This is a genomic window from Brevibacillus parabrevis (genome assembly GCF_022701015.1).
Lineage (GTDB): Bacteria > Bacillota > Bacilli > Brevibacillales > Brevibacillaceae > Brevibacillus > Brevibacillus parabrevis.
Genome location: NZ_CP064090.1, coordinates 4,253,747 through 4,273,397, shown reverse-complemented (window position 1 = coordinate 4,273,397; position 19,651 = coordinate 4,253,747). Strand labels below are relative to the sequence as shown.

Below are 19,651 nucleotides of genomic sequence, written 5' to 3'. Positions count from 1 at the left end.
GGGGCGATCGTCCCGTCTTTGGCGAAGTGCCGTGCCGCTTTGCCGCCGGAAAGATATATTGGCAAAAGAGACACTGGCAAGGCTACTTTGTACAGGAAAGGGGATTAACGCTTATGCCGTTTCACTCCTCCAAGTGGGCATTGCACAACTATTACTCCCGTTCCGCAAGTTTGAGAAGGTATTTGCCGCCCACTGCGATATTCAGCCGCAAAACGCTGCGCGATTACATGTCCCGTTATTCCTCCGTATTCATCAAGCCGGACAACGAGCACATGGGCAGGGGCGTAATCAAGGCGTGGAAGGAAAAGGGCCGCTACACATTTGTGAAAGAAAAGGGTTCCCAAAAGCACGCCAGCTCGATTGATCAACTGTACAAAAAGGTTCGCCAAAAAAGCGGCAGCACCCGGCATATTATCCAAAAAACCATTCCGCTCGCCAAAGTGCACGGCAGGCGGTTTGATATCCGGGTCATGATGATGCGCAATGCCGCCGGGAAGTGGGAATTTGCCGCGATGCTGGCAAAAGTGGCAGGGAAGGACAGCATCATTACGAATGTGCGCCGCGGGGGCGGTTATGCGCTGAAAGTCAGCACGGCTCTGGCTCCGACACTGTCCAAGGCACAAATCGAGCGTGTCACGAAGCGGCTGATCCAGCTTGGATACGAGATCAGCGCACATTTTAACCAGTTCAAGCGCCGCTCTGAGCTGGGCATCGACTTCGCCGTGGATCGTTCAGGGCGAATTTATTTGATCGAAGTGAATCATGAGGTTCCTTCGCATGTCCTGTTTTTGCGCTTGAAGGACAAAGCGCCTTATCGCAATATAAGACGATTGGCACGCGCCTATCGAAACAGGAAGAAATGAGACAGCGAGCGCAAAAGGCCGTCCGGTCTTTTGCTTTTCCAAAGCAGACAAGCCCACCTGGCAAACTGCACTTTCAGCAAATCACTGGCAAATTCCTGATCGATCTTCAAAAGAAATCCAGCTATAATGAAAATGATTTTCAAAAACATTGGGGAGCTGTGTTTATGTAGCTTGTCAACGAGAGAGGAGTGGCTGCGATGCTTCGCAGATTTTTTTCTTATTACCGGCCTTATCGCGGATTGTTTGTGCTCGATTTTACGTGCGCGATTTTCGTCGCTCTTCTGGAGCTGGGATTTCCGCTTGCTGTGAACATGGTTGTCGATCAGCTTTTGCCAAGCAAAGACTGGGAGCTGATCATGTGGGCCTGTCTCGGGCTGCTCGTCCTGTACGCAATCAATGCCGGGATGAACTACGTCGTGACGTATTGGGGGCACATGCTAGGCATAAACATCGAGACGGATATGCGCAAACAGTTGTATGACCATATCCAGAAGCTGTCCTTCCGCTTTTTCGACAATACGAAGACAGGACATCTGTTGTCTCGCCTGACCAATGACTTGATGGAAATTGGCGAGGTTGCCCACCACGGGCCGGAGGACTTGTTCATTGCAATCATGACGCTGGTTGGAGCCTTTATTTTGATGTTCAGCATCAATGAAGAAATGGCGTTGCTTACGTTTGTGGTGATCCCCATCATGACGTTTTTTGTCGTGTACTTCAACCGCAAAATGACGAAAGCTTTCCACCGCTTGTATGGCGACATGGCTGATTTCAATGCCCGCGTCGAAGACAATGTGGGCGGTATGCGCGTGATTCAGGCATTCGCCAACGAAAGCTTTGAAAAGGAGCGCTTTGCGGAAAACAACCTGCGCTTTCGCCTGACCAAGCTGTTGTCCTACAAAATCATGGCGCAAAACGCTTCGGTCAGCTACATTTTGATGCGTCTGGTCATTTTGTTCGTGCTGATTTGCGGAAGCTGGTTCGTCATCGAAGGTTCGCTCTCCTACGGGGAGTTTGTCGCGTTTTTGCTGTTGACGAACGTCTTTTTCCGCCCGTTGGAGAAAATCAACGCGATCATCGAAAGTTACCCGAAAGGCATTGCCGGTTTCAAGCGTTACATAGAAATCATGGATACGGCGCCTGATATTGCCGATGCTCCCGATGCCGTCAAGGTCGAGGCACTTGCGGGCGATATCGAATACAAGGGTGTTTCGTTCGGTTACGAGCACGAAGCGAATGTGTTGCAAAAGATCGATTTGCAGATTCGCGCAGGGGAAACGGTAGCTTTTGTCGGCCCGTCTGGCGCTGGGAAGACGACATTGTGCAGCTTGCTGCCACGCTTTTACGAGGTGCAGGATGGCAGCATTACGATCGACGGGCTGGATATCCGCAAAATGACACTGGCTTCGCTGCGCAGCCAGATCGGGATCGTACAGCAGGACGTGTTCTTGTTCTCTGGCACGATCCGTGAAAATATCGCCTACGGCAAGCAGCAGGCATCGGAAGAAGAGATTTGGCAGGCAGCACGGCGAGCCAAGCTGGAAGATTTTATCCGCTCGCAGCCGACTGGCCTGGATACTGTTATCGGCGAGCGCGGCGTGAAGCTGTCCGGGGGGCAAAAACAACGGCTCGCGATTGCCCGCATGTTCTTGAAAAACCCGCCGATTCTCATCCTGGACGAAGCGACCTCGGCGCTGGACACGGAGACGGAAGCAGCGATCCAGCAATCGCTTGCGGAATTGTCGCAAGGCCGGACGACACTGGTGATTGCCCACCGCTTGGCGACGATCAAAAATGCCGATCGCATCGTTGTCGTGACAGAGCAAGGCATCACAGAGCAGGGGAACCATGAGCAGCTGCTGGCCCAGGACGGCATTTACAGCCGGTTGTACCACGCGCAGTTCGGTTCGTACCTGGAGCAGACGCAGAGCGCTTTTTCCAGATAAGCCATTTTTCGTGTACTGCGGTGAAGGGGCACCTTCATGGGTGTCGCCCTTGCCGTTTTCCCCAACCGAAAAAAGAAAGGAAGATCATGCTTGTTAAGCTGGAACGAACATTTTTTAGCAGAGCATTTTCGCCTGACGTCAGAGCTGAGAGCGGATACGTTGCTTTCCATGAAAGCGAGCGACCTGGTGAAGCCGGAAAACATGGATCAGCTGGTTAGCCTGTACGCTCCGCTCATCAAGGCAAACGACAGCAAACCTGTCGGCACGTACATCGGGGGCTGGCTGGGCGGCGTGGCGCTCGGATTGCAGTACATGCAGTCGGTGTGGAACGTTTCGCTCCACCTGTCGCTCGATCAACTGACTGTGCAGCTTTACGTTGCAGATGACTACGCCCAATTTTCCTTTGTCGTAGACGAATGGAACAAAGTCGAGGCACCGGAAAACGGGCGTGCAGCTTGGCTGGATCAGCAATACCGCGCGTTTTACCAGCATAGTTTGCGACCGTTGATCCAGTCGCTTGCCAAGGCTACGGATAACCCGGAAAAGCTGATCTGGGGGCAGTTGCCGACCAGATTCAATTACTATCTGGATTACTTCGTCGAGCAGAGTCAAGACGAGCGCGTCCGGCAGCATTTGCGCGATGACTACGACTCGCTCTGTCGGCAACTCGAAGGAGCGTGCTTCGGTCTGGACAAAAATCCGTTCGACGTAAAAGTGCGTTGGGTGGAAGACATGCGCGATCCGAGCAAAAAGGTACGCCTGAAAAATCAATGCTGTTTGTACTATCAGACCGGGGAAGGACAATATTGCTATACGTGTCCGCGGCTGAAAGAAGACGCGCGCGCCGTTCGCAGACAAGCGGCCTTGCAAGCTTGAGCAAGCGAAAGAGCATGGCAAAAAAGCACCCTCTTCTTGTGAGAGGGTGTTTGTCGTTGTTGCGGATATCTGGACAGGGTATGCATTCTTCCTATAAAGTAGAAAGAGAGAAAGAGTCAGAATAGTTCGGAATTGCAAAGCTTGAAATGGCTGATCGTGCTTGATGACTAACCAATAGGAGGGAAGTGGTTCGTATTCAAACAATGGACCAGGATGAGCAAAAGCAGAGTGATGAAGACTTGTATCAAGCGATTGTGAACCGCAAGCTCACGCTCCATTACCAGCCTTTTTTCGATTTGAGAACGGGAGGAATGAGGGGGGTGGAGGCGCTTGTCCAATGGCACCACCCAAAGCGGGGATTTTTGTCGCCGAAAGCATTGCTTGTGCTTGCCAAAAGGAGCGGAGTGGTGCATCTGCTGGAAGAATGGGTCTTGCGGGCAGCGTGCGAGCAGTGCAAGCAGTGGATTGATGCCGGTTTTGGGCCATTGGTCATAGCGGTTAATTTGTCCGCGCATGCTTTTGAGTCTGTCGGACTGGCGGACACCGTCCAGGCAATTCTCCGCGATTGTCAATTGCCTGCCCGCTATCTGGAACTGGAAATTACGGAAGAGGCAAAGACGCATGGGGAGAGGATGATGGTGCTTTCCCAACTGAAGCAGCTTGGCGTCCAGGTAAGTCTGGACCACTTTGGGAGAGGCGCCAGCTCTATCTCGGTTATCTCGCGCATGCCTTTGGATAAGTTGAAAATAGATTCCTCCCTGATCCAGCAAGCGACGACAGATTCTGCTCAGGAGATGGCGGTCAAATCGCTTTTGGCGGTCGCACGAGCCATGGATATTCAGGCGACAGTCGATGGCGTAGAGCATCGCGAGCAAGTGGAGCTTTTGCTGAAACTGGATTGCGATCTCGCACAAGGTCATTATTTTTGTGAACCGCTTTCGGCCGACGAGCTGGAAGTGCGAATGCGAGAACAAGGAAAAGCCATGCTTGACCTGGCTGTGCATGCACACAAGGAGCGGGGCGAGCCTTTCGTCTACTTGCGAGAGGTGATGCGCAATCAGCAAGGAATGACATTTACGTTTCGCAAACAGGACGCGACGTTCATCCACACGTTTTGCGCCGGAGAATTGATCTACCGCATCGGCTTGACGCCAGAGCAAGTGGTAGGCAGCGAGTTGCGCGATATTTTACCGATGCAGGAGGCTCTGCGCAAGACGATGTATTACGAGCGGGCATGGAGTGGCGAAGAACATGTCACATACGAAGGTGTCGTCAATGGCGTCTGCTATCTGGCAGCCATGCGGCCGATTTTTCGCGATGGCCGTGTGAAGGAAGTGATTGCCTCCTGTGTCGACATCACCGAACTGAAAAAAGCAGAAGAAGCAAAGCGGGTAAGCGAAGCCAAGTACCGTCTGATAGCGGAAAACATATCGGATATGATCGTGGTCATCGATTGCCACGGATATGTTACATACGTGTCGCCGTCCGTTCGCGCCGTGCTGGAGGTAGCTCCGGAGGTTCTCCTGCATCAAAACCTGCAAAACTTATTGCCAGCCGAACAGTTGAAACGGGTTTGGCAGACGTTTCAGGAAATTATGGAGTGGAAGCTGCCGCGGCTGATTACGTTCTCCTGCCAGCATAAAAATGGCAGCAAGCTCATTTTGGAGGCAAAAGGAACGCCTGTCCAGAGCGAGCAAGGAGAAGTGTCGCAAGTCGTTTTCATCATTCGCAACAGTACAGCCCAGGTGCAAGCGGAGGAGTTTTTGCGCAAAATGGACAAGCTGACGGTCGTTGGTCAGCTGGCCGCAGGAGTAGCGCACGAAATCAGAAATCCGGTTACCTCGATCAAAGGTTTCGTCCAGCTGTTGCGACGTGATCAATGGAAGAATGAATATTTCGATATCATGCTCGCGGAGTTTCACCAATTGGAAAGCATTTTGCGCGAGTTTGTGTTTTTGACCCAGAAAAGATCGCATCAGTTTGAAGCGCTGTCCATCGCAAACTTGTTGCGCGGCGTTGCCCGGATGGTCCAGGAAGAGGCACCGAACCATCAACTGCTGCTGGATGTGGAAGAGGTGGAGGGGATACGTCTGTGGGGCGATCAAAGCCAAATCAGGCAAGTCTTCATCAATCTGCTGTCCAATGCCGTAGAGTCCATGCCAGATGGAGGCCCGATTCGGATCAAGGCTTTGCGGACAGAGCACGAGCACATCTTGATTCGGATTGTGGACAAAGGCTGCGGCATGTCGGAAGAGAGATTGCAGCGGCTGGGTGAGCCTTTTTACAGTACAAAAGAAAAGGGGACAGGGCTTGGCCTAATGATTACTTATAAAATTATTCAGTATCACGACGGGTACATTCATTTTTCCAGCACGCCGAACAAAGGTACGACGGTTGAAGTGTACTTCCCTTTGAATCGGCCGCCGGATACGGCTTGAAGCGAATAGACTGAAAAAGCAAAAGGTCCGAACGCCAGGCTGGCAGGTCGGACCTTTTGCGCATTGTCATGGACGAGGGCGCTTTTGCTCGGCAAACCGGGTCTGGATCGTCTGCAAAAACCGTTTCCAGACGTCGGGCAAGTCTGCCTTTTGCTGGTCAGAGGACACGGGAACAGAAGTTTTTTCTTCATCTGGAGAGTTCATGGTCACAGTCCTTTCGTATCGTTCCAATCGTGGCGCAGGGCGAACAGCTCGCGCAGCTCAGCCGTAGACAGCTCTGTGATCCACGCTTCCTGGCTGCTGCTGACGATTTGCTGGCTGAGCGACAGCTTCCGCTCCATCATTTCATCAATCCGCTCTTCGATGGTGCCGAGTGAAATGAACTTGTACACTTGGACATTGCGGCGTTGCCCGATCCGGTGCGCCCGGTCGGTAGCCTGGTTTTCCACAGCCGGATTCCACCAGCGGTCGACGTGAATGACGTGGTTGGCTTCGGTCAGGTTCAACCCTGTGCCGCCCGCGCGCAGCGAAAGAATAAAGATAGCGCCGCGTTCCTCATCGGGCAGGGACGTATCCTGGAAGCGGGCGATCATCTCGTCGCGCTTTTCTTTTTTGGTCGCCCCGTTCAAAAAGAACACCGGACCGTAGCCTTCGCGCGTCAACACGCGCTGGAGCAAATTGCCCATTTCGATATACTGCGTGAAGATCAGGCAGCGCTCGTTTTTTTGCCGAATTTCCTCGATCAACTCCAGAAGTCTTTCGAGCTTGTGGGAGCGGCTTGCTTCATCTGCAGTCGTGATCTCGTTCAAGATCAGCGCGGGATGGTCGCACAGCTGCTTCAACCGGGTCAATGTCGTGAGAATCAGACCGCGCCGTTCCATGGCGGAGACGTTTTCCATCCGCGAAAACATTTCCTGAATCGCTGTTTCATAGAGCGCACCTTGCTCGGCGGTCAACGGAACGTATTCCTTGCTCTCGTTTTTCTCCGGCAGATCAAGCTGGATGGCTGGATCGGTCTTGGCCCGGCGCAGCAAAAACGGCTGAATGAGCCGCTGCACGGTTTGAATCAGCTGCTGATCGCGGTCGCGCTCAATCGGCTGCACAAAGCGGTGCGTAAATTCGCCCAGACTGCCCAAATAGCCGGGATTGAGGAAATCAAAGATCGACCAAAGCTCGCTCAATCGATTTTCGATCGGCGTTCCCGTCAGCGCGATGCGGTGCCACGCCTTCAAGTCCCTGACGGCGGATGCCTGCTTCGTGTAGGCGTTTTTGATGTTTTGCGCCTCGTCCAGACAAATCGTACTCCAGGTGATCGTGGACAGCTCCTGTTCGTCGAGATGGGAGAGGGCATAGGACGTGATAACCAGATCGGCCCCCGCGATGGCAGGCTCGAACTCTGCTTTTTTGGGACGATTGTTCCCATAGTGAATGAACACTTTCAACGAAGGGGCAAACCGCTGCAATTCCTTCTGCCAATTGCCGATGACCGACGTCGGACAGATGAGCAGCGAAGGCGACTGGCTCGCGCCGGAAGCCTTTACGTGCAGCAAGTACGTGATGAACTGCACCGTTTTTCCCAGCCCCATGTCGTCAGCGAGACACGCTCCCAAGCCGAATTGCCGCAAAAACAACAGCCACGAGCTTCCTTCCAACTGATAGTTGCGCAGCGTCCCGTGAAAAGCGTCCGGCTGGGGCAAAATCGGGATGCGCTTCGTCTCCTGCAAACGGTGCATCAGCTCCAGCAGATGGGCATTGAGCTGGATTTCCACGGTGAGCGGGTACGGTTCATCCGGATCGTGGTCGTCAGGCGATTCCTCGACCTCGGTATTGGCGGTGAGATGCATGCTCATCACGTCGCGCAAGGTCAGGCCGTTTTTGGCGTTCGTTTTTTGCAACGCTTGCTGAAGCTCAGCAAACAGATCGGGCGTGAGCTGAACCCAATGCCCTCTTATTTTCAGCAGCCGTTGCTTTTGGCGAATCAGTTGGGCAAACTCTTCTTCGCTCAGCTCGACAGGCCCGAGGGCGAGCTTCCATTCGAAGTCCATGACTTGGGAGATGCCGAGAAAAGACTGTCTGCTCGCACCGACAGACGAGGAAACTTTTGCCTTGAGCTTTGGTTTGACCCGGCGTACTTGCTCCCACCAGGCGGGCAAAAAGACGTGAATGCCCGCTTGCACGAGTTGCAGGCTGCAAGAGGTAAGAAAAATCCACGCCTCCTCATTCGTGAGCTGGATGCGCAGTTCAGACCGTTCACCTGCACCGGATCGTTGCCAAGGAAAAATCTCGCGGCATTTTTCCAGATCGCTCTGCAAGCGCCGCCAATGCTCTTTCCAGTCCAGCGGGATTTTCGCCATTTGCGCAGTAGCCGCCCCCAACAAATGAGGCTCGATCACGAACAGCCGATCCGGTTCTTCCCGGTCCTGCAAGTAAATTTGCAGCAGCCAGTCGCTTTCCGAATGGGCAGGCTCGATAATTTGCAAACAAGTGCGAAACGGCGTCACATCCGGGAGCCAGCCGATCGATTGCAGCCATTCTCCTTCTTGCAAATGGACGGAAAGCTCGTCGCCCGCAACCAACAGAGCGGGAAAATGGGCGACAAGCTGATCCCAGGCACGACCGACTTCTCCAGGCGCATCGACCAATTCTTCGAGGACGTGCGAGAGCCACCTGTCGCCGTAGGAGGGGAGCGTCGAAGGAGCAGGCTCCGCTTTCCAGCCAAACCGCCCCCGTTTCCATTCGGCAAAATCGGGGAGGATGGCACCGGCGGCAAGCGTATGCGTCAGTGTGACAGCCGCATCGCGGTACTCCGCAAAACGCTCGTCCACAGAGTAACTCCCGTGCAAGAGCCATGGCGGATCGGAAAAAAAGGACAGGGCCTCCAGCGGACTGAGCAGCAAGCCTTGCTCGTTTTTTTCCACAAATGTGCCGTAGTAGGATGATTCATCCCAGGCAAAAAGCGCTGCCGCAACCTCCTCCGGATCGATTGCCTGACCTTCTTGATCGCATCCGGCGATGAGAAAACGGCCGTCTGCCAAAAGCTCCGCTGTTAGCACCATGGTTGTAACCGTGTTCATAGATTCAGATTTCCTCTCCTTAGCTCCTCCTGGAAAGCCCGCAGGCGGTTGTGCTTGGCAGACAGTCTGTCCACGAAGCGTTCCCAGTCGGCCTCCTGATCTGCCTTGGCGTAGGTGGCGCGCCCTCTTTTCAACAGTTTGATCGCTTCTTTGTAAGCCGTGCGATTGCGCTCGCGAATCAGCCGATTCACTTCACGCACATAGTACGGATACAACAGGGCAGGATCGGCTTCCTCGATCTCTTTCAACTGGACAGCCGAGAGATCGGCAAATGGGACCCGAAAAGACATCTGCAAGTCGATCCATGACTTGAACTGCTTTTCCTCATACAAATAGAGCGCGTATTCGGGATAGCTGCTGGGCAAAAACGTTTTCAGCATCGCTCCGCACTCGGCTTCTCGACCGACCTGTTTCATCGCTTCCCGCCAGACCGTGAGCACAAAGCGGTACTGCTGCGCTTCTGCCTGGCCGATCCGTCCGGTAAGGGCTGTTGTCCAGTCCAGGAAACGTTGCCACTGCGCTTCGCGGGCAAAAGCTTTCATGTACGGCAAATAAAAAGCCAGGGGCAGGCGACGCATGGGCATCCAGACAGCCAAAGCGAGATCGTCCTGCCGATCCATCACGGAAAAGTGGGCGCGAAGCAAGCGGGCTTTTTCCAGCACCGCCTCTGACGTATTAGGCGAAGCGATCGTCTCGTCAAGCTCCGCTTTCTCCTGCTCGATCCACTCGGGGGCGTCAAGCAGCGACCACCAGACCAAGCGATAGGCGTACACCCAATAAAGCGAGGAGAGGTCGTTTTCCTTCCAACGGCGGATGATCGTGAGCGTCTCTTCCAGCGCAAGCCGATGTTTGCTCCACAAAGCCTGCCGATCGGAGAAATAGATCGCGCCCTCCAATTGCTCCAGCAATCGTTCCGCGGTTTGGGCGAGATCCGGGTACCAGTGGGACTGCCGATACGTTTGGACGTATTGCTGCAATTTTTGCAGGTGAAACAAATTGGCGTGGATGTGGAACAGTTGGGCGCGTTCGGTCGGCCAGCCAGCGGTCACGGACAACACGTTTTGGTAGCTGGAAAAAATCTCGGAGGAAGCGCGGAACGATTCCATCGCCGATAACAAATTGCGCGTCCAGCTCTCGAAAAAGGCCCACCAGTCGTGAACGGAACTGGCTGCGGTAAGCCCTGATTGCACAGGAGCGCTCTCGTTTCCTTGCGGCGGGCTGACCGCTGGCCGATAGTTCGGGATGAGCATGGCAGGTGAAAATGTCGCCCGGCGTGGCTGCTGGGCTTTGCCCAAAAAATGGCGCGGGTTTTCAAAGACGCTATACATTTGAAAAAAAGTCGCCGCGATGTGCTTGCAAAGACGGGTGTAGGGGCAGGTACAGGAGCTGCCTTGCACTTCCTCCAAATCGAGGCGCACATGGTACACTTGTGATCCTTGCACATCGCTGCATAGTGTGCGGTTATTCTCGACGCGCGTATTGAAAACAACCCCATCGGAAAAGTACGAATACCCACGCTCGATAATCGTGCCTTCCACATGTTGCAGGACTTGCTCTGCAACAGCTATCGCCTGTTCCCGTGTCAACTCTCTTTGCAACATCTGCTTTGATCCTCCGAACGAAGTGTCATCCCTCCATTATAACGCAAAAGTCGGGTGAATGGAAAAAACAAGCGTATTTACGGTGGCGTCATTCCATTTAAAAAGTAGAAAAGCTGCTCATAAAGCGGATCGCCCGATTGGTACAGGCTGACCATTGCCTGTTTGCGCCCGTTTTTGCCAAAAAACCAGCCGCCCGTGTACCAGGCGAGCGGCGAATCGTATTGGAACGGCCCGTAGCTTTGGCCTTGCCGATCTGTTCCGCCAGCAGCTCCGGCCCGCAAATATTCCAGCAGTCGCGCCCGTTTGTCCTGATCATAAGTCACGCCGAGGTCAAATTCGATTTCGACGCCCATTTGCTGGTCGTAGCTGGCAACCGCCGCCGCATCCAGACTTTTTTTCGGATTGAAGTAAGCATTGGGCTGCAAAAAGGCGAGGTCGAAGCCGAGCTGTGACCATTCGTTCCAGCCAGCGGCCTGCTGGTACGGAATCCAGATGCTGCGGAGCGGTTGCCCAGCCATTTTGCAACTGTGGATCGCCGCGTTGACAGCCTGAATCACCCGCCGATCGTCGTACTCTGGTCCTTGGAAGTACAAGCTTTCTTGAAGCCAGTAAAAACCTCTCAGGCATAGGCAATCTTGCCACGGCTTTGTCGCCCAGCGCTCAAGAAACAGGCACATCCAGTCGACGACAGCCTGGATGCGGCACTCGTCGTCACCGAAAACTTGCGGATTCGGGTAAGGCAGCGCAATCCACACATTCGTGCGCGACAACGGCGAACAGCGCACCGCCTGGCACAGGGCATCCAGGTTCCGGTCGCACAAAAACAGCTCATCCATATAGCGCAGCCATTCGTTCCAGTTGGCGGGTGCCTTGTCATGTCGCGCCAAAAAGCGTCCTTCTCCCGACTGGTTCAAAATGCCGAGAGCCAAAAAGAGAAAATCGGTGAACATGACACCATCTGTCAGCCCAGTTGCCGGGTCCGTGTGAAACAGCAGAGGAAGAAAGTCGGTACACTCCCAAAACTGATAGTGCGGCGTTCCGTCCGTGCCGATGCTGTAGCCGGTATACGTGAGGAAAAGTTGATCGATCGGGCTGTTTCGCAGCGAAGGGTAGGGGGCCATGATGCAACACCTCTTTTTCCTCGGATTCATGGCGAAAAGAAACCTTCGCTAACACGTATGTACCTCCATTTGCGAAAAGAAGCTTCATTTTTTGGCGGGATGGGTGTGGCGACTGACGATGTCGTCTGTGATTACCGTCGGCATTATTTTGATCGTGTTTTGGGGATAGCCCGTATTTTAGCAGGAAAACAAGGGCGGATTCGCCAGCCAGCCAGGAAAAACGGCTGGCTATTTTTTTGCCAACCGGGGAAAGCTGATGCAGAAAGAAAAAAACGGGTAAGGATGATTTTCATGGAAGCGGCAAAAACGAGTCCGATTACCCACAGGCGGGCGAAAAAACGAAGGATTGTCACCCGGGCGCTCGCCATTGTGATCGGGGCGCTGATGGTTGCAGTCGGACTGGAAATTTTTCTCGTGCCGAACAATATTATCGACGGCGGCGTGACGGGTCTGTCGATCATGATGTCGCACCTGACCGGGATCAAGCTCGGGGTTTTCCTCTTTCTGCTCAACTTGCCGTTTTTGTTGATCGGCTACAAGCAGATCGGAAAAACGTTCGCGATCTCCACGCTGTTTGGCGTTGCGGTCATGTCGTTGGGCACGAATTTTTTGCACCATGTCCCAAGCCTGACCGACGACTTGCTGTTGTCTGCGGTGTTCGGCGGCATCATCATCGGGATTGGCGTCGGACTGGTGATTCGCGCAGGCGGTTCGCTAGATGGCACTGAAATCGTCGCCATTTTGCTGACGCGGAAAAGTCCTTTTTCGGTCGGCGAGGTCGTGATGTTTTTCAATATTTTTATTCTCGGCAGCGCAGGCTTCATTTTTGGCTGGGATCGGGCGATGTACTCGCTGATTGCCTACTACATCGCTTATAAAATGATTGACTTGACGATGGTCGGACTGGAGCAATCGAGGTCGGTCTGGATCATCAGCGACTTTCCTGACGAGATCGGCGATGCCTTGTCAGCCAGGCTGGGAAGAGGCATTACGTATTTGAGCGGCGAGGGCGGCTATTCCGGCGACGATAAAAAAGTCATTTTCTGTGTGATCACGCGACTGGAGGAAGCGAAGCTGAAGTCGATCGTCGAGGAGATCGACACTTCTGCCTTTCTCGCAATTGGACATATTCACGATGTATCAGGCGGACGGTTCAAGAAAAAGAACATTCACTAACAGCGGGAAGTGTTACGGCAAGCGAACAGCTTGCTTTTTTTGCGTGCAGATAAGAATTTACAAGATTCTTATCCAGTACAAGTGCAACTAAGGCTGCGCCAAAGGCTTGACGCAGCCACGTTTTCTAATGTGGCAAAAGGAAGTGCTTATTTTTCTGAAAACTCGAAAAGCAGCAATTGATTTTTGGCAGACAGAAAATTATGATGGAGATAACAAAAATGAAACTGATGTTCCGAAATTCGGAACAAAATTCGCGACAAACGGGAGCTTTTTATGAACCAACACCAAAACAAGACGGTTGTGAAGTCGATGGAGCTGCTCCAATTGTTCATCGAGCACGAGCGACTTAGCCTGAATGAAATGATCGCGTACGCGCAAATGCCAAAAACGTCTGTTCACCGCATGGCAGGGTCACTGGAAGCGATGGGCTTTTTGCAGCGGGGAGAAGATGGCAAGTATGCGTTGGGGCTGCTGTTTTTGCAGTTCGGACAACTGGTGGCGGAGCGGCTGGATATCCGGCAACTCGCTTTGCCCGTGATGAGTGTCCTGCGCGACGAGGTAGAGGAAGCAGTTCACCTGATCATGCGGGATGGCGACGAGGCGATCTATGTGGAAAAGCTCGATACTCCGCATCCGGTGCGCCTGTATACGAAGATCGGGAGACGGGCGCCTTTGTACGCGGGGGCGTGTTCGCGAATCATTCTTGCTTTTTTGGCGGAGCAGGAGCGCGAACGCTATTTGCAAGAGGTGGATTTGCAGCCAATCGGTCGCGGGACGATTACGGACAAGGACGAGCTGCGCCGTCTGCTGGCTGAGTCTCGGGCCAAAGGGTTTACGATCAGCCATTCCGAGCTAGAAAACGATACGGTAGCGATTGCTGCACCGATTTTTGACCATCTCGGCCGGATTTGTGCGGGCATCAGTATTGCCGGGCCACAGGAGCGGTTCTCGCAGGCTCGGCTACCTGAACTGGTTGCTCACCTGACGAATGCGGCGGAGCGGATCTCGACGGCGCTTGGCTATCGGCGGGCAAACCGGAATGAGTAATCTACTTTTAGAAAAAAGGGAGAGAAGCGAAATGAAAACGATTTTGGTCACAGGATTTGACCCGTTTGGCGGGGAGGCGATCAATCCAGCCTGGGAGTCGGTAAAACGGCTGGCTGAGGTGGAAGCTGGGGAGTACCGCATCGTGACAAGGCAGCTCCCGACGGTGTTCGGCAAATCGGTCGAACTGCTTTTGCAAGCGATCCGCGAGATTTCGCCCGATCTCGTTTTTTGCATCGGACAGGCTGGCGGACGTGCGGATATTAGCATCGAGCGGGTAGCGATCAACGTAGACGATGCGCGAATCCCGGACAACGAGGGCAAGCAGCCGATCGACACGCCAATCGTGGAAGACGGCCCTGTCGCCTATTGGTCGAGTTTGCCGATCAAAGCTATCGTCAAAGAAATGCGGGCAAAAGGGATACCTGCCTCTGTGTCGCAAACAGCGGGCACGTTTGTCTGCAATCACCTGTTTTACGGGCTGATGCACGCCTTGGACAAAGAATATCCGGCTGTTCGCGGAGGCTTTGTCCATATTCCGTATTTGCCTGAACAAGCGGCCAAGCATCCGGGGCAGCCGAGCATGTCGGTAGAGACGATTGTCAACGGTTTGCAGATTGCCATCGAAACGGCTGTGAACCACGAACGCGACATCGTGGAGGGCGGCGGACAAATCAGCTGACACCAAGATCGCGTGGCACAGCAGCGTAGCGACACAGATGGGCAGGAGGAGTGCAGAGTGGAGCGACTGGAGTTTTTTCCGCTCGGAGATGCAGGAATTGTTCTCAAGCTGGGGGATGTGATCGACGAACAGACGCGGCAAAAGATCATGGCGATCTCCGCGTATTTGGAGCAGCAGCCGCTGCCGGGAATGACCGAATACGTGCCTGGCTATACGACTGTGACGATTTATTACGACCCGCTCGCATGGCGCGATCCGCTTGGACAAGAGTTGGCGTACGATCGTTTCCAGGCAGCGCTCGAAAATCAGTTGCGCCAATTGTCTTTTTCCGCCGCATCGGAGCAACGGGTGGTGGACATTCCGGTTTGCTACGGTGGACAGTACGGCCCGGATTTGCAAGAAGTGTCCGAATACCACGGTTTGACGCAGGAAGAAGTCATCCAGATTCACAGCGGTCAAGCGTACATCGTGCACATGATCGGCTTCGCCCCCGGTTTCCCGTATTTGGGCGGGCTGGACAAGCGGATCGCCACTCCGCGCAGGTCGACGCCACGTACGGCGATTGCGCCGGGCAGCGTCGGGATCGGTGGGGCACAGACAGGCGTATACCCGCTGGAAAGTCCCGGCGGCTGGCAAATTATCGGTCGCACGCCAGAGCGTCTGTTTCGCCCGGAAGAGCATCCGCCCAGCTTGCTGCGCGCAGGTGATCGGGTGCGCTTCGTTCCGATTTCTGCGGCTGAGTATGAACAGAGAAAGCAGGTGGGGCGATGAGTGTCGAAGTTATCTCGCCAGGCTTGTTCACGACCGTACAAGATTTGGGCAGATACGGGTATCAGCGGCATGGCGTCCATGTCAGCGGAGCGATGGACGCGCTGGCGCTGCGAGTGGCGAACCTGCTCGTCGGCAACGAGCCTGACGCAGCTGTTTTGGAGCTGACCATGAAAGGGCCAGCGCTGCGCTTTCACCAGGATGTGCTCGTGGCGGTATGCGGGGCGGACATGCAGCCTGTTTTAGATGAGCGCCGTCTTCGCCGCAATCGCCCAGTCTTGGTCCAAAGCGGCAGTGTCCTCCGCTTCGGACATGCGAGAGAAGGCTGCCGCGCCTATCTCGCCATCGCAGGCGGCTTTGACGTGCCGCTCGTGATGAACAGCCGAAGCACGAACGTGCGGGCCAAATTTGGCGGGGCATGGGGCAGAGCGCTTGCGGAAACAGACAGGCTGTCCCTGGGAAAGCCGGGAAAAAAGAGTGTACGGCTTGCCCGGCAACTGCAAGACAGGAGCGTGAACAGAGCCGATTTCTTTTGCGAGGCCGACTGGTTTGTCCCTCAATCATTTTTCCCTTATCCACAGCAAAAAGACGCGGTCGTACGGGTCATGCCCGGGGCCGAGAGCGAGCTGTTCACCGCGCAAAGCCGCAGCGATTTTTGGACAACGCCCTATCAAATCAGCGTGCAGTCAGACCGGATGGGATATCGGCTGCACGGGCCAGAGCTTGCGCTGAACGAACCTGTCGAGCTGATCTCTTCCGCTGTGTCTGCCGGAACGCTCCAAGTTCCGCCGAGTGGAATGCCTATTGTACTACTGGCAGATCGGCAAACGGTAGGCGGCTATCCGAAAATCGGCCATGTGGCGACTGTCGATTTGCCCATCCTGGCCCAGCTGCGTCCGCATGATCGGGTACAGTTTCAAAAAGTGACTTTGCGCGCTGCCCAGCAGGCATGGTACGAGCAGGAAAAGGCGCTCGCAGAACTCGGAGCGGGAATTGAGCTTTACTTGGGAGGGAGGAGCAAACGATGAAGACTGTCGATTTGAACTGCGACATGGGGGAAAGCTTCGGCGTGTATCGCCTGGGCAATGATCAGGCGATTTTGCCGTATATCAGTTCAGCGAATATCGCTTGCGGCCTGCATGCGGGCGATCCGGCGACGATGCGAAAAACAGTGAAGCTGGCTCTGGAAAACGAAGTGGCAATCGGCGCCCATCCTGGCCTGGCCGATCTGGTTGGGTTCGGTCGTCGCAATCTGGATATCTCCGCGCAGGACGCCTACGAGCTGACGGTCTACCAGATCGGTGCGCTGCAAGCTTTTGTCCAGGCAGAAGGCGGCACGATGCAGCACGTCAAGCCGCACGGAGCCTTGTACAACATGGCAGCAACGCGCCCGGCCCTGGCGGAAGCGATAGCGGAAGCAATGTTCAAGGTTAACCCGGAGCTGGTGCTGTTTGGGCTGGCCGGGAGCGAATTGACACGGGCAGCGGAAAAAATCGGGCTACGCGCCGCCCATGAGGTGTTTGCCGACCGGACGTATCAGGCAGACGGGACATTGACGCCCCGTACAGAGCCAAACGCCCTGATCACGGACGATCAGGCAGCGGTGCGGCAGGTCGTGCGGATGGTGACAGAAGGAGTCGTGCAATCTGTGCAAGGCGCAGATGTGTCGATACGGGCTGATACGATTTGCATTCATGGAGACGGTGCCCACGCTCTGGAGTTTGCCCAGTGCATTCGTCAGGCGCTTGCCGCCGCGCATATTTCCATCCGTCCCGTGCGCTCGTAAGCAGATGAGCTAGATCAAAACGGGTCAGCCTCCGGAAAAGGCGCACAGGCAACTGGCAGGATGAAACCGGAGTGAATGGGGAACAATCAGAGGAAAAGCTGGTGGAGGGAGAGGACGACCATCGTACAGATGAACTGCGATACATCCTCCTTGAAAGCGGAGCTGAAGCAGGAATTGACCAGCATCCTCGCGGTTATGCAGCAAAGCTTGCTCGCTCTCGATCAAGCGGAAGGCTGCTTGCTGGGCACTTTTGACGAGATTCGCAGCAGATTCAGCCGACTGGAGACAACAGCGGCTTCCTTTTACTTGCAATGCTATCTCGCTCCGTATTCGTCTACATATACCGACTTGTCTTTGGCTGTTTCGCATTTGGCGCAAAAGCGTCAAGGCGCTCTGGTCGTCATGGAGCGGGAAGATTCCGTAGCTCCCTTTTTGCAGGCGGGCATCCCGATTGGGGCCGTGTTGAGCCATTCCTTGCTCGAATCGATCTTTTTTCCGGGCAGTCCGCTGCACGATGGGGCGGTGTACATTCGCGGAGATCAGATTGTCTCGGCTGCCAACGTCCTGCCGCTGTCGCAGATTACCGTCGGGGAAAAGAAACTGGGAACGAGGCACCGCGCGGCATTGGGACTCAGCGAGCAATGCGACGCGCTGATCATCGTCGTCTCCGAGGAGACAGGCAAAGCATCGTTTGCCTTGCAAGGCAGGCTTTACCCGATCATTACCCATATGTAGCAGGAACGAAAAAGAGGACCGGGGCACCTGAAAAGGGTGCGCGGTCCTCTTGCGCATGCGCTGGAACGGTTCCGTGAATCCGGCAAACCGCTTTGCCGTTTTGCTTGCCGCTTGCTTATGCCCAGTTTCCGTTGCGGAATACAGGCTCGCGGACACCGTCAGCTGTTTCGCCATCGATGTTCATCTGCTCGGAGCCAACCATGAAATCGACGTGCACCAGGCTCGTATTGATGCCGTGTGCCGCCATTTGTTCCTGGCTCATGTCTGCACCGCCCTCGATGTTGACCGAGTAAGCGCTGCCAATCGCCAGGTGATTCGAGGCATTTTCGTCAAACAGCGTGTTGTAAAAAATGATGTTGGACAAAGAGATCGGAGACTGGTGGGGAACCAGCGCGACTTCTCCGAGATAGTGCGAGCCTTCGTCCGTTGCGACGAGCTGCTTCAGCGCTTCTTCGCCTTTTTCGGCAGTGACCGAAACGATTTTTCCCTGCTCAAACGTCAAGCTGAAATTCTCGATGATGTTTCCTTGATAACTGAGCGGCTTCGTGCTGCGGACGGTTCCGTTCACGCCGTCTCTTTTCGGAGCGGTGAACACTTCTTCGGTAGGCATGTTCGCCATGAAGGAAACGCCTTTTTCGTTCACGCTGCCCCCTCCGATCCAGACGTGGCGGTCAGGAAGCTCGATCGTCAATTGGGTCCCTGGCGCTTCGTAGTGGAGGTAACGATACTGCTTCGCGTTCAAATACGCGACTTTGCTGTTGAGCGTGGCATGATGGTCGTGCCAAGCCTGAACCGGATCAGCCGCGTCTGTGCGAGTCGCTTTGAAGATCGCGTCCCACAGAGCGGGGACCTGCTCGTCCGCTGGCAAGTCAGGAAACACGGTAGCGGCCCATGCCTCGGATGGAACGGCGAGCACGCACCAGCTTACTTTGTCTGACATCGTGTAGCTGCGGAACGTCTGCAAGGCTTGTCCGGCTGCCTTGTTCGCGCTGGAGATTCGCTCAAGCTTCACGCCTTTGAGCAAGTCAGGGTTGGTGGAGGAAACGTACAAGAAGGCAGCGCCGTTTTGCGCCAGCTCCTCCATGCCTTGCGCTTTCCACTGCGGATACTCGGCAAAAGCTTCATCGGGTGCCAGATCGTATTTTATGCGGGTCAATTCGTCGTCGGTCCATTCGATATGTACGTGTTTTGCTCCCGCTTCGTACGCTTTGCGCGCTACTTTGCGCACAAACGGAGCGGAGGAGAGCGGTGCGCTAACAACAAGGGTCTGCATCGGCTGTACGTTGACGCCGACTTTTACAGCGAGATCGGCATAGCGATCAAACATCACTTCAAAAGACATAAGAAAACCTCCCTTTCCTTGGCGATAAATTCTTTTCTATTATACCTGGGAATTTGGAATGGCTTGCTAGTTATTTTCGAAAGAATTTCCTCGGAAAGCGCAGGAAAAGACAGATTACGGCGGATTTCGCGTGCAAAGCGGACTTGTATATTTTCGCGAATTGGAGGAAAATTCAAATAGAATCAAACTTGAATAATCA

The 19,651-nt window shown here is 54.4% G+C and carries 16 protein-coding genes; 11 read left to right on the top strand and 5 right to left on the bottom strand.

The window, feature by feature from the left end:
• Positions 1-113 precede the first annotated feature (113 nt).
• The 4 genes from IRJ17_RS19325 (at position 114) to IRJ17_RS19310 (ending at position 6,123) form a co-directional block, all read left to right on the top strand.
• Positions 114-863: a YheC/YheD family protein gene (locus tag IRJ17_RS19325; protein WP_122963411.1), complete on the top strand. Its 750-nt coding sequence runs from the start codon at positions 114-116 to the stop codon at positions 861-863.
• A 197-nt stretch (positions 864-1,060) separates the two neighbouring features.
• A complete protein-coding gene (locus IRJ17_RS19320) occupies positions 1,061-2,809 on the top strand; it encodes an ABC transporter ATP-binding protein (RefSeq protein ID WP_122963410.1) in 1,749 nt (582 codons plus the stop codon).
• 90 nt (positions 2,810-2,899) lie between these two features.
• Entirely contained in the window at positions 2,900-3,685 is a 786-nt protein-coding gene (locus IRJ17_RS19315) for an IucA/IucC family C-terminal-domain containing protein (protein WP_242771604.1), read from the top strand.
• A 185-nt stretch (positions 3,686-3,870) separates the two neighbouring features.
• Entirely contained in the window at positions 3,871-6,123 is a 2,253-nt protein-coding gene (locus IRJ17_RS19310) for an EAL domain-containing protein (RefSeq protein ID WP_173595890.1), read from the top strand.
• A 66-nt stretch (positions 6,124-6,189) separates the two neighbouring features.
• On the opposite strand, the gene IRJ17_RS19305 is transcribed toward IRJ17_RS19310, so the two are convergent.
• The 4 genes from IRJ17_RS19305 to IRJ17_RS19290 form a co-directional block, all read right to left on the bottom strand.
• Positions 6,190-6,327, bottom strand: coding sequence for a hypothetical protein (locus IRJ17_RS19305; RefSeq protein ID WP_167470250.1), 138 nt, complete (start codon positions 6,325-6,327; stop codon positions 6,190-6,192).
• 2 nt (positions 6,328-6,329) lie between these two features.
• A complete protein-coding gene (locus tag IRJ17_RS19300; RefSeq protein WP_173595892.1) occupies positions 6,330-9,197 on the bottom strand; it encodes a DEAD/DEAH box helicase in 2,868 nt (955 codons plus the stop codon).
• Positions 9,194-10,798, bottom strand: a complete 1,605-nt coding sequence (locus tag IRJ17_RS19295) for an SWIM zinc finger family protein (protein WP_122963406.1) — start codon at positions 10,796-10,798, stop codon at positions 9,194-9,196. Before IRJ17_RS19295 ends, IRJ17_RS19300 begins: the two co-directional genes overlap by 4 nt.
• Before the next feature lie 77 nt (positions 10,799-10,875).
• The gene (locus IRJ17_RS19290) at positions 10,876-11,919 is read right to left on the bottom strand and encodes a DUF4855 domain-containing protein (RefSeq protein ID WP_173595894.1); all 1,044 of its coding nucleotides are present in this window, start codon (positions 11,917-11,919) and stop codon (positions 10,876-10,878) included.
• A 291-nt stretch (positions 11,920-12,210) separates the two neighbouring features.
• Between IRJ17_RS19290 and IRJ17_RS19285 the strand changes: the two genes are divergently transcribed.
• The 7 genes from IRJ17_RS19285 (at position 12,211) to cdaS (ending at position 18,110) form a co-directional block, all read left to right on the top strand.
• Complete coding sequence (locus IRJ17_RS19285; protein ID WP_242771602.1) at positions 12,211-13,095, top strand: YitT family protein; 885 nt, start codon at positions 12,211-12,213, stop codon at positions 13,093-13,095.
• 273 nt (positions 13,096-13,368) lie between these two features.
• The gene (locus IRJ17_RS19280; protein ID WP_242771601.1) at positions 13,369-14,142 is read left to right on the top strand and encodes an IclR family transcriptional regulator; all 774 of its coding nucleotides are present in this window, start codon (positions 13,369-13,371) and stop codon (positions 14,140-14,142) included.
• A gap of 31 nt (positions 14,143-14,173) precedes the next feature.
• Positions 14,174-14,821: a pyroglutamyl-peptidase I gene (gene pcp / locus IRJ17_RS19275; protein WP_242771598.1), complete on the top strand. Its 648-nt coding sequence runs from the start codon at positions 14,174-14,176 to the stop codon at positions 14,819-14,821.
• A 57-nt stretch (positions 14,822-14,878) separates the two neighbouring features.
• The gene (gene pxpB / locus IRJ17_RS19270) at positions 14,879-15,592 is read left to right on the top strand and encodes a 5-oxoprolinase subunit PxpB (protein WP_242771597.1); all 714 of its coding nucleotides are present in this window, start codon (positions 14,879-14,881) and stop codon (positions 15,590-15,592) included.
• Entirely contained in the window at positions 15,589-16,617 is a 1,029-nt protein-coding gene (locus IRJ17_RS19265; RefSeq protein ID WP_242771594.1) for a 5-oxoprolinase subunit C family protein, read from the top strand. Before pxpB ends, IRJ17_RS19265 begins: the two co-directional genes overlap by 4 nt.
• Positions 16,614-17,375 (top strand): LamB/YcsF family protein, encoded by a 762-nt coding sequence (locus IRJ17_RS19260; RefSeq protein ID WP_242771591.1) that lies wholly within the window; start codon positions 16,614-16,616, stop codon positions 17,373-17,375. The genes IRJ17_RS19265 and IRJ17_RS19260 overlap by 4 nt, the downstream gene beginning before the upstream one ends.
• A 75-nt stretch (positions 17,376-17,450) precedes the next feature.
• On the top strand, positions 17,451-18,110 hold the full coding sequence (gene cdaS, locus IRJ17_RS19255) for a sporulation-specific diadenylate cyclase CdaS (protein WP_122963399.1): 660 nt from the start codon (positions 17,451-17,453) through the stop codon (positions 18,108-18,110).
• Positions 18,111-18,225: 115 nt separating this feature from the next.
• Here cdaS and IRJ17_RS19250 read toward each other — a convergent pair whose 3' ends face one another.
• Positions 18,226-19,452, bottom strand: coding sequence for an aminopeptidase (locus IRJ17_RS19250; RefSeq protein ID WP_242771589.1), 1,227 nt, complete (start codon positions 19,450-19,452; stop codon positions 18,226-18,228).
• Between the last annotated feature and the right edge of the window lie 199 nt (positions 19,453-19,651).

Bases quoted from the DNA above. Each gene is read 5' to 3' on its own strand.
- IRJ17_RS19295 (WP_122963406.1), bottom strand. From the start codon at position 10,798: ATGTTGCAAAGAGAGTTGACACGGGAACAGGCGATAGCTGTTGCAGAG.
- IRJ17_RS19260 (WP_242771591.1), top strand. From the start codon at position 16,614: ATGAAGACTGTCGATTTGAACTGCGACATGGGGGAAAGCTTCGGCGTG.
- IRJ17_RS19285 (WP_242771602.1), top strand. From the start codon at position 12,211: ATGGAAGCGGCAAAAACGAGTCCGATTACCCACAGGCGGGCGAAAAAA.
- IRJ17_RS19320 (WP_122963410.1), top strand. From the start codon at position 1,061: ATGCTTCGCAGATTTTTTTCTTATTACCGGCCTTATCGCGGATTGTTT.
- IRJ17_RS19265 (WP_242771594.1), top strand. From the start codon at position 15,589: ATGAGTGTCGAAGTTATCTCGCCAGGCTTGTTCACGACCGTACAAGAT.
- IRJ17_RS19250 (WP_242771589.1), bottom strand. From the start codon at position 19,452: ATGTCTTTTGAAGTGATGTTTGATCGCTATGCCGATCTCGCTGTAAAA.
- IRJ17_RS19325 (WP_122963411.1), top strand. From the start codon at position 114: ATGCCGTTTCACTCCTCCAAGTGGGCATTGCACAACTATTACTCCCGT.
- cdaS (WP_122963399.1), top strand. From the start codon at position 17,451: ATGGGGAACAATCAGAGGAAAAGCTGGTGGAGGGAGAGGACGACCATC.
- pcp (WP_242771598.1), top strand. From the start codon at position 14,174: ATGAAAACGATTTTGGTCACAGGATTTGACCCGTTTGGCGGGGAGGCG.
- IRJ17_RS19280 (WP_242771601.1), top strand. From the start codon at position 13,369: ATGAACCAACACCAAAACAAGACGGTTGTGAAGTCGATGGAGCTGCTC.
- IRJ17_RS19305 (WP_167470250.1), bottom strand. From the start codon at position 6,327: ATGAACTCTCCAGATGAAGAAAAAACTTCTGTTCCCGTGTCCTCTGAC.
- IRJ17_RS19300 (WP_173595892.1), bottom strand. From the start codon at position 9,197: ATGAACACGGTTACAACCATGGTGCTAACAGCGGAGCTTTTGGCAGAC.
- IRJ17_RS19290 (WP_173595894.1), bottom strand. From the start codon at position 11,919: ATGGCCCCCTACCCTTCGCTGCGAAACAGCCCGATCGATCAACTTTTC.